Annotated in this window: 12 protein-coding genes; 9 read left to right on the top strand and 3 right to left on the bottom strand. The window is 37.4% G+C overall.

Features of this window, described 5'->3' with window-relative positions; all coding sequences use genetic code 11:
- Window positions 1–453: 453 nt before the first annotated feature.
- Together tnpC and tnpB are read right to left on the bottom strand one after the other, a co-directional pair.
- On the bottom strand, window positions 454–2,067 hold the full coding sequence (gene tnpC, locus BXY_RS13260) for an IS66 family transposase (RefSeq protein WP_008777519.1): 1,614 nt from the start codon (window positions 2,065–2,067) through the stop codon (window positions 454–456).
- A 69-nt stretch (window positions 2,068–2,136) separates the two neighbouring features.
- On the bottom strand, window positions 2,137–2,646 hold the full coding sequence (tnpB, locus tag BXY_RS23870; protein WP_004323560.1) for an IS66 family insertion sequence element accessory protein TnpB: 510 nt from the start codon (window positions 2,644–2,646) through the stop codon (window positions 2,137–2,139).
- Window positions 2,647–3,045: 399 nt separating this feature from the next.
- On the opposite strand from tnpB, the gene BXY_RS13250 reads away from it, so the two are divergent.
- The 9 genes from BXY_RS13250 (at window position 3,046) to BXY_RS13215 (ending at window position 11,748) form a co-directional block, all read left to right on the top strand.
- Window positions 3,046–4,740: a tetratricopeptide repeat protein gene (locus BXY_RS13250; RefSeq protein WP_015532160.1), complete on the top strand. Its 1,695-nt coding sequence runs from the start codon at window positions 3,046–3,048 to the stop codon at window positions 4,738–4,740.
- Between the two features lie 159 nt (window positions 4,741–4,899).
- Window positions 4,900–5,268: a DUF3244 domain-containing protein gene (locus tag BXY_RS13245; RefSeq protein WP_004309503.1), complete on the top strand. Its 369-nt coding sequence runs from the start codon at window positions 4,900–4,902 to the stop codon at window positions 5,266–5,268.
- A gap of 55 nt (window positions 5,269–5,323) precedes the next feature.
- Entirely contained in the window at window positions 5,324–6,664 is a 1,341-nt protein-coding gene (locus tag BXY_RS13240; protein WP_004309501.1) for a hypothetical protein, read from the top strand.
- Window positions 6,665–6,670: 6 nt separating this feature from the next.
- Complete coding sequence (locus tag BXY_RS13235) at window positions 6,671–7,825, top strand: MAC/perforin domain-containing protein (protein ID WP_015532159.1); 1,155 nt, start codon at window positions 6,671–6,673, stop codon at window positions 7,823–7,825.
- Window positions 7,783–8,319, top strand: a complete 537-nt coding sequence (locus BXY_RS23595; protein ID WP_015532158.1) for a hypothetical protein — start codon at window positions 7,783–7,785, stop codon at window positions 8,317–8,319. Before BXY_RS13235 ends, BXY_RS23595 begins: the two co-directional genes overlap by 43 nt.
- Before the next feature lie 94 nt (window positions 8,320–8,413).
- Window positions 8,414–9,523, top strand: a complete 1,110-nt coding sequence (locus BXY_RS13230) for a chymotrypsin family serine protease (protein WP_004309496.1) — start codon at window positions 8,414–8,416, stop codon at window positions 9,521–9,523.
- A gap of 54 nt (window positions 9,524–9,577) precedes the next feature.
- Complete coding sequence (locus BXY_RS13225) at window positions 9,578–10,165, top strand: hypothetical protein (RefSeq protein WP_008642761.1); 588 nt, start codon at window positions 9,578–9,580, stop codon at window positions 10,163–10,165.
- Between the two features lie 27 nt (window positions 10,166–10,192).
- Entirely contained in the window at window positions 10,193–10,918 is a 726-nt protein-coding gene (locus tag BXY_RS13220; protein ID WP_008642760.1) for a DUF5036 family protein, read from the top strand.
- An 80-nt stretch (window positions 10,919–10,998) separates the two neighbouring features.
- Window positions 10,999–11,748, top strand: coding sequence for a hypothetical protein (locus BXY_RS13215; protein WP_004309490.1), 750 nt, complete (start codon window positions 10,999–11,001; stop codon window positions 11,746–11,748).
- Window positions 11,749–11,792: 44 nt separating this feature from the next.
- On the opposite strand, the gene BXY_RS13210 is transcribed toward BXY_RS13215, so the two are convergent.
- Window positions 11,793–13,019, bottom strand: a complete 1,227-nt coding sequence (locus BXY_RS13210) for an acyloxyacyl hydrolase (RefSeq protein WP_008642757.1) — start codon at window positions 13,017–13,019, stop codon at window positions 11,793–11,795.
- Window positions 13,020–13,021 lie beyond the last annotated feature (2 nt).

Genomic DNA, 13,021 nt, shown 5'->3' with positions numbered 1-13,021 from the left:
TATAAACCTGTGCAAGATACCGTTGCAGATGCGTGCAAGATGTTTTATCTTACACACATCTGCAACTTTTCTTTAAACATAACATTCACCTCCTTCACCACTCTGAAACATCAATGAATAAAGGGATTTCGGGTGAAGGGCTGCCTTTCACATAGGTTTCACCCGATTCACTATCCCTTTCTGCCGAATTTTGATTAATAGACTGATTCCAATCTATTAGATATAAACTTATTCTCTATTGATGCCAAACTTCCTTTTCACTAATAGAAAAGATTACTAACATTAAAGGCAATCTCTAAATGAAGCTTTTGTTTTTATAAACAAGCTTTCATTTATAAAATCAAAAGCTTCATTTGTAAGCATTCGGCCTCGCCCGTATTTCTCTCCAAGCTATAATAAAGTCAAAAGCCAAACGAAGCATGTCTGGCTTTTGACTTTATTTATCTTTCTTGTTTATCCTTTCCAATTAAATGGCAGTAAATCGGCGTAGTCGTTTTTCTTTTCTCTTTCATTCTCCTGTACCCTAATCAACACGTCCTGCATCCATAGTTTTGGGTTCACCTTATTTTCCCTGCAACATCCCATCAGTGAAAAGAATATTGCCGCTGCATGTGCCGCTTCATGTGAACCGGAGAAAAGAGTGTTTTTTCTGTTCAAAGTCAATGGCCTTATAGAGCGCTCCACTGGATTATTGTCAATGCAGAACTGTGCATCGTTGACATATCCGGACAGTTGTTCAAAACGTGTGTACATATAGAATATGGCCTTGGCAATAGGCGATTTCTCAACCGTATGTTCATACTCCTGCCTGCACCATTTTTCCAGTCCTTTGATAATAGGGTACGATTCTTCCCGGCGAAGCCTTACTACAGCTCCGCCTTCCAGATGTCCTATCCTGATTTTCTCCTCCACAGCATACAGTCTGCCTATTTGTTCAAGTGCATGCCTTGCTCTAGGAGGATCATTTCCTTCCGCTTCCACAAACTTGCGCCTGACGTGTGCCCAGCAGCACAGGTGCAACTTTCCGGGTAGTGTGTCGAACTCATCATATACTGCAAAGCCGTCACTCTGTACCACCCGAACCTGTCCTGCCAGCAGCGTGTCTATTCCGCTGCTGCCACGTCCCTTGTGATATTCAAAGAATGGGGTATGGAACCGGGGCAGATAGAAGTTCCACATATACCCGCGGTGAAGAGCACCGGGCCGGTCGCTTTCAAGTACGGGATGGGGCGTCTCATCGGCCATGACGTAATAGCTGTCCTTGACCAGTTCACGAAGCTCATTATAGATTGGCTCCAGACGCTGTGCGGCAGCCATCATCCAGTTACTTACGGTAGAAGGACTCAGATGGATGCCTTCACGCTCAAAGATGTCCAGTTGTCTGTACAGAGGCAGGTGGTCGTAATATTTGGCGGTAGCAATGTGTGACAGTACACTTTCCGACGCATTGCTGTGGGGATGTGCCATTACGGGCATGGGAGCAGTTATGATACGACCGTCGGCGAGCCGGTATTTAGGGCGGATGATGCGTCTCACATAGAATCGGGCGGGACTGACGGCATATTGTTCGCTCACTTCCTCTCCCAGCTTCGCCGCTCCCTCCAACGAAAGACCTTCCGGCATGGGAATGATAATCTCTTCACGGGGAAGGGACGGGTCGATGGGCTTACGGGCGTGGGGAGTAATCTTTTTGGTGAAGCTCTTACGGAAACGGTTGTAGCCATTCTCCGATTTGGCAGATTTCTCAGCTGTTTTCTGTTCTTCCGCTACCGGGTCATTGACATCGGACGGAGACTCAAAACAGATGCTCAACTGGCCGGCATCTTCGGGAAGATGGCGTTTTTCACTGGATTTACCCCATAAACGGCGTGTCAAGTCAGCCAATTTCCATCTCAGGTCGGCAATGACGGCTGTACAGGCTGAGATTTCTTCGACCTGGCGGGAATACTCCCGCAAAGAAGATTCGTATTTTCTCTGAAGTTCTGCATGTTCCTTTTCAAGGCGTTCACGTTCCTTGCGCAGCTCTTCGTACTCTTCCAAAGTAAGGGTAATGACCGGTTCTTTCACTGTATATCCACTTTTTTATTATCTGACAAAGTTATCAAAATAAAGCAGAACGGCTTGTAGGACGGGAGATTACTTTTCAACTGTTTTCCGATACTTTTTAACAGTAAGCAGCTCATTCAGGCGATTCCAGGAAATTTGAAGAAAATCCCTCTTCCGTTCGTCCTTTTTCAAGAGAAAAGAGCCGCGATTCAGACGACGGCATTCCAAACGGTATTCGTCGTCGCACCGATAAAGGATATGCAACCTGCTACGGGAGCGGTCAAGAAAAATATGGCAACTCTGCTCTGACACGCAAGAACTCGTGTGCCGGATGACCTCGCCACAAAGACCGTCAATGCCTTTATGGAAATTACAACCTTGGGGATAAAGGTAATAGGACCAGAAAGGACTGCTACGGAAAAGACCAAGGCCTAAAGGGAGAAGTAGGTCCTGAGGGGAATGGATACCAAGGCTGGAAGCCGAAACTTTATAACGACGACCACCATCAAATATGAAAAGAACCGAATCAAAATGGTTAGACTCGGAAAAAAGGCTACGTAGTTTATCACTTTCGCTAGAAAATACTAATACTGAACACATTATGGATTAAGATTGTAATGAAGACACAAAGGTAGGAAGGAAAAGAAGGGAAACAAACACGCACGTGACCGAATGCTTACCTTCATTTATATAATTGCAACTTGCAATTATAGATTGCGATTAATGAAAAACAAGTTTAGAATTATAGTAAAGTAATTTAGGTATTAATAGAAAGGAACTTTTCTCACTATAAATAAGAAAGAGTCTATTAATAGCTGGGAAATAATCAAATTAGATCACATGAACTTAATAAAGTAAAAGCAGATTTGAAATTAATTTAATGTATGATATAGACAGTACTAATTATTATTTCCCCGAACTAAAATAATCTCCCTATAAAAGAGCATAATATAGAAAATAAGGATTACTTTTACAACGAAACTAAACCACGACAGACAAATGAGAAAGAGTATTGCTATAATTATAACATCTATATTAGTGCTATCAGGATGCAACAAACAACAATCCGTATCTGACAGACTGCTAAATGAAGTAGAAAAAGCCATTGCCATAAATCCTGACAGCGCATCCAACCTACTAAACAGCATATCATCTCCTGAAAAACTAGACAACAAAACCTTTGCACGCTGGTGTATGTTATCAGGAAAGATTACAGACGAAATTTTTAATAGCATCCTACCAACTTACCAATTAGAAAGAGCCTATGACTGGTATTCCTCACATGGTAGCCCTGACGAACAAGTGCAAATCTTGATTTATTTAGGTCGATCCTATTTTGCTGATGGAGATTATGATAAAGCAATGTCTATTTATACCAATGCACTGGACATTGCAGAAAAGAATAAGCTTAATAACCTCACCGGATATACATATAGCTATATAGGCGATTTATATGGAGAGAAATTCATGCGGACAGAAGCTATCAAAAGATATAAGGCTGCTGCCGAATGCTTCAAAAAAGAAAATAATACAGATAGCTATGCTTGCGCATTAAGAGATGTAGGACGCGAATATGCATGCATAGACTCGTTATCACGCGCTTTAAAAATTCTAACTATAGCTGATTCTGTAGCACGTAATACTAAAAATATCGAAGTCACTGCATCAATAGACAATGCCTTAGGGAATATTTATGCAATGCAAAATAAATATGATAAAGCTGAAGAATACTTTCTCAAAGCATTGGTAGGAAGAGAAACAATGCCCGATTATATGGCACTGATAGACTTATATATTGCATCGGGGGCTATTAACAAAGCACAAGAGCTACTATCCAAAATACTACAAGATAATCCAAAGTATACATACAGCATTAAATATTTATACTACCAAATCTATAATGAAGAAAAGAATTATAAAGAAGCTCTTACTAATCTGAAAGAATACGTCGAAATAACTGATTCAATCATATATGCTGATAACCAATCTAAGATATTGAACATAGAGTCTAAATATAATCATTTAAAGATCAGCAAAGAAGTAGATAGATTAAAAATTAAACAGCAAAGCTACATTATAGTTTTAGTTATATGCATTGGAATACTATTGTTAATAATAATAGGATATCTACTATATCGAAAGAAAGCAAAAGAGAAAATCCAAAGACAACAAGAAGAGTTGAACCGAATAAAGACAGATTTGCTTTATGTTTCTTTAGAACTGGAAAAGAAAAAAAGATTGTTAGATACATTTAAGGAGAAAAATGAGAGCTATGAGGAAATGCAGGAAGAAATAAGTCTCCTAACCACCAACTATAAACAATTGCAAAATAAAATTCTAGAGAATTCACCTTTACATAAAGAACTAATACACCTAGCCAACCAAAATAAGCCCAGAAATAACAAGCCATTAATAACAGACAAGCAATGGAAACTCATTGCAGATGAAATAACATATATTTATCCGAATTTACGTAAATACATATATAGTCGATGCCCAGATTTACCAGAGCAAGACTTTTGGTATTGCTGTTTATATATATCAGGGTTTGACACTAACACAGAAGCAAAGTTACTAAACATTACAGTCGACTCAGTAAGAAAAAAAAGACTCAGACTTAGACAAAAACTGAATATAATATTACCAGATAATAATGCTACATTGTATGAGTATTTAATTGAAAACATGCACTAATACCTCTTCTCAGGAAGAAATAATCAGCAACATAAAAGGATGTCCACGCAAAACATCATAAGCGACTGATTATCAAGCACTGTTTGTCCACGCTGAAAAACTTCTTTTATTTGCATTCCCCCTCATATCTCCATAAATTTGCAAAAAACAATCAAAGATATGAGAAAACTAAGCATTTTACTATTATTAATTGGCATTCCATTCATGATAATAGAAGCCAATAATCTATCAACACAAAGAACTAAAATTATAAGATGGCATAAATGCCAAAAAACACCAAATTCTATCCCAATAGAAGCTACCCAAGACGAAAACTCTATTGAAGTTCGTTTTCTTGAAGACATCGACGATCAAGTTACTTTCCAAGTAAAAGATCAACTGGGAAATATTATCTTCCAAGATGTGATATTAACTCCTAATGAGCAAAAAACTTATAAGATTGATTTGAAAGGCTACAGAGTCGGTCATTATGAACTTCTCTACATAGAAAAAGACATAACTTTCATTGGAGAGTTTGAAATCGAATAATCAACGATAAATAATAAAAATATCAAACTTTATAAACCCTATAAAACTAATAATTATGGGAAACATTTTTAGATTCTTATTGGTGCTGCCTTGCATCACCTTGTTATTGTACTCTTGCGAAAGTGAGATTGAAAATGAGATCCAGTCATCTACAGAAAAACTGAACTTATCAGGATTGGAATCGGATAGCCTTCAATTAGAAAGTTATGAATTGTCTGAAATGACAGATGAGCTAAAAGCATTAAAAGAAAGGATAGATGAACTAAAGAAAGCGAAGACACGATCAGTAGCTTCAAGTAACTATAGCCAATATTTTTCAGAAAATATGTGGGCTATTAGAGAGTTACCCTTCACACTTAGCACTGGAGGTGGATATTTATCATGTACTGGTTGGGGACAGAGAGTGACCTATGAGGGATATAATCCTGGCTCTTATGGTAAATTCTATGTCCAAATTCCCTCATCAATTACCGGCATACCCTATTTAATTTATTCAAACTACTCGAAAACTCGTCTAGCTGTAGGACATTACACTAGTAATCCGGAATCAAAAATATTACTTGCAATGAGCAGTAATTCCACTACAGGAGCCATGGATTCCTGGGACATTATACCTGCTACTAATAATCCAGGAACTTATGTCCTTCAAAATGAGCTATATCTTGGCCAAGGAAGTAGTGGTTCATGGTGGGATGTATTCAATTATGTGGTAGATATACAAGCTAATAATGTTGGTTTCAGCCAATATACACAAAGAGCCCAACAGGAATTTACTATCACCCCTGATGCTGTATTCACACTGAAAAGCCTAGAATTTATCAATCCATATTCCGCAACTGTGACCCAAAGGGAGAATGTCTCTATCAAACGAGCCATAACAAACTCTTCATCCCAATTTATACGAGAGAACCTCGTATTTGAAAAGGCTATACAAGAGGACTCCTATTTTAAAGAAGAAAAGGGAATAGCATTTAAGGTTCCAGCTTCAGATATGCTATTTGCACGCCCTACAGTTACATTAGGAGAAATAGATCTTGTTCCTAATGCAAGTATACCAATTGATACAAAATACCAGCCCAATGTACGCAGAGTAATGGAAAATACATTAAAGCATATAGAACCTGTCAAAGTTTCTCCACGTACAAAACTCACGGTGACCTATTATTTTAAAGAGTATGATGTATCAGTAGACTATGTTGCCACAATTGAATATAAAGAAAAAGATAAAGATGCTAGAATAGCCAAATTGCCTGGACGTTGGAGCGGAAGGATTCATGTAGATGAAATATCCGATGTTGATTTAGAAGAGACAAACTTGGATACTCAACAAAGTGTAAAAAGAAGAGTGAACACCAGAAATGCAAGTCAATCATCACCAATCATATTAAAAAAATAGACCTATATGAGAAAATTTACTATATTTTCATGTATCATATTGTTTGTTATAGCATCATGTAACAATGAAGACGAAATAAGTGATTCTGCTTCGCTAAACAATCAGGATGATTCAACATCAGAAATCATCTTGCAAGAACGTGACCCGAATCTACCAAAAGTTTGGTCTAAAAAGATAGCACCCAGACCCAGTACTAGGACATCATTTACCGATGCTACTGATTTTCTTGGAAATTCTTATGCCATAGAAAACGGAACATCAATTATCGGGGACTTTTCAAATGCGAGATTTCCAATTGTTAATATGGAAAAGCTACTTGAAAGATATCCTTCATATATAATTGCCAAAGAGTTAAGGACAACGTCAACAGAAGCCATGTCATACGCCAGCTTCGAACGCTTAGAAACAACTTCATCGTTTACTAAAACTGTCAAATCCGGATTCTCACTAAATATTGGTCCGTTCAAACTGGGAAGAAAGAAAACTGTAACCGATATTTTCAAGCATAACACAAGTAATTCCGAACAAGCAGTACACGGAGAACTTAGTGTTGAAGTTATTAATGGAATGATATCCTTACAAACAGCACCTAGTGCATTGAGAAGAATTTCGGCAGATTATTTGGACGAATTATTTGTAGATGCCCTTTATAATTCATCCATGGTAGAATTAATTCAAAGTTACGGAGAATTTGTCTTAACAAGCTATTATACAGGTGGGCGGGCATCGGCTTTATACTATGGTCTTGACACACAAAGTACAGATTTCAATAGTAAAGAGCGCGACATGGATAAATCAATAAACGCAACTTATTCATGGAACAAGGACTCTGTTTCAGGAGATTTTTCTGTTGGAACAAAAGATGGCAATTCTTCTACAGAGACTAAATCTTTTTCCGAATTACATGTATCTATCAAAACATTGGGCGGCGCTTATGGTTATAATGTTGCAACACCTCCTTATGACGTTAAAAGTACATCCATTAATTTAACGAGTTGGCTTCAATCATTAAATGATTCAAGAACACATACAATGATTGACATTCAAGATGGTGGGCTCTATCCAATATCGGATTTTATTTTGGAAGAAAACTTAAGCAAAGATATAACGACACCCACATGGATTTTCAGCACCAAGAACAACTTGAAGAACCGTATATAGAAATAATGAAAGTATACGTCCGCAAAAGTAGCTCGGGAGAGAAATTATATGATATTGTACCTGTGCTAAATACAAGACAAGGAGATAAGCTCATTTTCTCAAATTCAAGTGCAGCAAGTCAATCCGATGCAGAATTAAAAGCGAACAGTGTTGCCACAACCTTTACCGAAAAAAGTAATGCTATAAAAGATGAAAAGAGCAAATATTATAAACTAGCTATCAAAGCTAATCCGAATAAAGTAATAAATCCTATCCTACAAACCACATTATCATTTTCAATAAACGATGTAGATGAGGCTGGAATGTACAAGTTTAAAAATACAAACACCAATATTTGGTATATCTACAATCCGACATCGTTATATTGTTTTGCATACTACGACGATGACTATATTCTTGATGCATACGGAATCTTAGATTGGGTAAACAGCATACCTGTAAAATCTGTTTCAATGACGACTTTATATCAACGATATAGAATATTCGGTTTGTAATGAAGAGCATTAATAGATATTCACCAATAAAAAAGACAATCCTTTTAAGGAAGAGGTAAAATACGTATCATTTATTAATTCAAATTATCCGCTTATGAAAAAATTATTGTTACCTTTGACCATTCTGCTGTTTTTCGGATTAGTCGTATCATCATGTTCTTCAGACGATGTACTTCAAAGAGAAAACAACGAACAGCCAAACATTGTAAAAAGAAACAATGAAAAAGCTCGTGAGGCTGGTATAAGATTATTAGAATCATTTGGAATGACAAAAACTCGTTCATTAAGTACTAGTGACTATCCGGACTATTATGGGGGAAGTTATATTAACGGGAATGGTAAACTTGTTGTTTTTCTTAAAGGAGAAATAGAAAGTACCAAAGCCACTCTTATAAGGTTAATAGGTGAGAATGATGTCATATATACACAAGGCAATTATTCTTATACGGAGCTGAATAATGTTCTAACCAAAATAACTTCATTTATTAGCAGTAATAAAGATTCTCAAATTGCCAAGAATATAAGATACTATTATCTGAATGATTTTGAGAACTGTGTCGTGGTAGAACTTGACAAATCTAATGAAATGGAAATAAAAGAGTTTAAATCAGAAGTAGTGAACTTTTCAGGAATTGTATTTAAACAATGCACAAGAGAATTTCAAAACCACTCATTATCGCCAGGAAGTTCTATAGGCACACCTAAAGGCACTGCGTCAATGGGATATAGAGCTACTAGATTTAACACTGACGGTTTTGTTACTGCAGGACATGCTTATAACACGGGTGACCCGGCATATTATAATAACACACTAATCGGTAGTTGTGACTTTTCAATCCAAGGTGGTTCCGTTGATGCAGCATTCATTAGTATAACTAATTTCTCCATCGTTCCCAATAATGGAAATCTTACTGGAGAAGAATATAATATTTGGGCAGGAGATAATGTAACCAAGTTAGGAGAGACTATAGCTCAATCTGAAGGTTATATTACAAGTACCAATGCAAATGTAAATGCCGATGGAATATACTATACAGATATGGGTGAAGCTACATATTTAAGTGCGTTCGGAGATAGCGGGGGACCAGTATATCTTACAGATAGTAAAAAAGTAATAGGTATACATAAAGGAAGCACAGCTTTCACATCTATATTTGTTAAGGTTGATAATATAGCATCAAAACTAAATGCTCATTTCAACTAATAATTACCAATGGATTGGATAAGTAACTTATCCAATCCATTTCATACTTAACTTATGCTCAAATTAATATCGATTTTGCTAACCAATGGAATTGTTTTATTCATGCTAATCAGTTGTCATAATAAAACAGGCAATTCTAAAAGCACTGTAAACCTTGAATATGAAAATAGTATCGACTCTCTTAATTCATATAAAATGGATATATCACATTTCATTAATTCCATCGAGCCAGGAGAAACGATTGTAGAAGAAAAACAAATGCAGGGGGAAGAATTTATTACAAGAGAAAATGAGAATATAAAAGTGCGCTTTTTATTAAAAGCCCCCTGCTCAAAAGACGGATTCTTGAAAACAGAAATTACTAATAATACAAACGATACAATTATTTATATTAGCAATACTTTCTTGCACTATAGAGAAAGTAATAATTCATGGATTCCTTTAGTTTATCCGGATAATTATGTAAAAAATGATCTTGGATATTTAATACCTTCTCATGAAAGCGCCAAAATAAGGTTCTTTTTACCTTCTCAAGAAGAATATCCTAAAGGGAAATACAAGCTTCAACTATTATTCCGCAATACTTCCAAGAGTATTGACTATTATATCGATAAAATATTTCTAAGCAACAAGTCAAACTAAGTTCCTGATAAATTAAAAATTAAAAAAATGAATACAAAGAAAATAGTTGGGATTTTCTTATTATCCCTTTGTACTATGTGTTTCGTTAATTGTAGTGATGATGACACACCAGAAGATCCGGCAGACACCATCACACTCAATATGCTTAATGAGCATAATGGAAAAACCTATTTAGGTGAATCAAATGTTTACATCAATGAAGCCAATAATTTTATCACATCTAAAAATTTCATTTCTGACGTAGGAAATGGCGCAGGAGTTGGAGCAAATATTCTGCCCTCGTTAACCAACCTCACACACGAAGTGGCGGTTACACCCGGGCATATTTATCAGATTTTTAATAAAAATACACTGATAGATTTTCCGTCAGGCAATTACGCTATTCAAGTAGAAACAAGTTATTATCAAGCCTATGTTGTATCTAAAATAGTAAATAGTGACATGAATATCGGTGCAATTGTAAAATATATATCTGTTTTCCCTAACAATAATGGACTGCCTGCATATAGGTATAATATTGGAAGCCTTTACCGCATAGGTGAAACGGTTGAATTAGCATTACCCCAAGATATTGAGTTTTTCTTGAAAGAACATAGCGCAGGTATAAAAGGATTAAATGTAACATATGCCAATAACAAATTAAGAATAACCCTAACTAAAGCACCTGACATTGTCAACGGACCTTATGGAACATTTGACCTTTATATCCGTTCAACCAATGTCTTTACGATCGTAGAAGTCCACGTGGAATAAGCAATAAAGACTTTATTAGCCAGTAAAACAAAGGGATTATCACCCATATTAGCATATATTTGCAACAAACATTTAAAGGTATGAGAATTGATAGATTTTTACTATTCGTATTATTACTGGCATCTTCGTATGGTTGCTCTGAAGAACAACCATACGAAGTTGAAAAGGAATCAGTTTCTATATGGGAAGGAGACACAAGGCATGTCATCATAGAAACAGACTTAACAGAGCACAACTATAAGTTAGAATCAGAAAATCAAGAAATTGCAACTGCAACTCTTGACGAAATGGGCGTATGCATCGCTACATACAAAAGTGGGAGCACCATGATACGACTTATCGATACTGATAATAAAAAAATAGCATGTGAAATCTACGTATATGTCAAATACTTCAACAGTCCGGAAATCATCAATTGGGGAATTCCATTAAAAGGTAACCCTGATTATCCGGGAGTAATAATAAAAGCTGTAGATCTAAAAATCCCCCCAGAAATAGAAGTTGAATTACGAGAAAAAGAGAAACCATTCATTGGTGCCACTTATACATTCAATCAGGAAACCAAGAAGTTCACAATGGAAACTGATTCGGGAATATTCAAAGAAGGTACATACGAATGGAACATTACCTCTTTAACCCTAATGTATGATAATAAAACAGAGAAATTCGGTTTTAAATTTGCCACAGGAATGTCATACGGATATATCCTACAGAGTGATAAAACAGTAGAATATCAGCAACGGTATCCTGATGCCGGTATCACAGAAGTAAAAGTTAATTATATTTGGAAGGATAATGGAATAATTCAATTAGGAGGGCTTACATTTTAATTAAATTGAAAAAAGGAAGTTATTAACAAGCGAAGATTACTCTTTCATCGCTTATCATGAAATCTATATCCAAGCCCCAACATCAGATTGTTGGGGTCTTTAAATTTGCTCAACTGATACCCCACGTGTAGAAACAAATGACGGGTGACATAAGTCTTGAGAGCCAGAACTTGATAGAACCCTTTTGTATCATCACCGCTGTATATCAGGTTCCGACCGACGCCGACATTGATAGAGAAAACAGGCATCACCAGCTCTGCCCGAAGAGATAAACCTACGGAAAACTGCTCGCGGAAAGGAGGACGATGAAACTTCAAATCGCCCGAGTAATACTCGCCCACTCTATACTCTTTAAGATTGGCACTCTCATCATATTGCGCATCGGCAGAAAACCCTGCCCGAAAATAGTTGTTGAAATTATACATCGGGGCGAAATTGACGCCCGCCACGCCAAACGAACCGGGAATCATACTCGACACATCGTCTCCAATCAGTCCTCTTTTGCGGGTGGCTCCGTAGATCACCAGATCATAGCTGACGTGAGGTTTTATAAAGAGCCGTCCGGGAGTGATGGGACCGGGTCCCTCATCCACGCCCAAAGTACGCACGATGCCGATTCTTCCTCCAATAACATTAAGACCGCCATTGGGATAATGCGTGTTTCCATTGGAAAAATGGGTGAGATCTACACCTGCCGCCAGTTTCCAGTACTTGTGAACTTGCCAGTTCAGCAAAAAGCCGAGATTGATGTACGCATTGATCTTGGAGCCAATCAGCACGTTTTGCGGATTGGATAGTTCATCATATTTCTTCCAGCCAAAAGAAGCCCCGAAGTTCCATTCGTAATCGAACGACAGACGGGGGGACAGTTGCGCGATACGTGACCCTTGAAAAGCGTATACCGACACGGGATTTCCCAATTCAGCGGGACTAAAGAAAGTATGGTAGGAAATGCCAATACCCTGATAGGTATGGGGAAAGAGCCTGCCGAGGTTGGATTCTTTGCTGAATCTGAAAGCGTACTTGAAATGGAAGGAAAGCGATTGGTCGATTTTCTTTTGCTGCGCATTGTCTCCTTGCAGAAAACTATGGGTGGAGACGATATATCCCGGACGGATGTCGAAGCCAAGCTGATGGCAGATCAGGGGATGGCTGACGCTATCGTTCCGTTGCCCAATGATTGTCTGGGCTTCCAGATTTGCGTTGATTGCCGGATGTACCAGAAGGCAAAGGAGGCACAGTAACCGTATGGCGTTCCTATTTCTAATCATTG

It is taken from the genome of Bacteroides xylanisolvens XB1A, assembly GCF_000210075.1.
Lineage (GTDB): Bacteria > Bacteroidota > Bacteroidia > Bacteroidales > Bacteroidaceae > Bacteroides > Bacteroides xylanisolvens.
The sequence above is the reverse complement of the archived record's forward strand: the minus strand, read 5'-3'. Positions and strand labels throughout refer to the sequence as shown.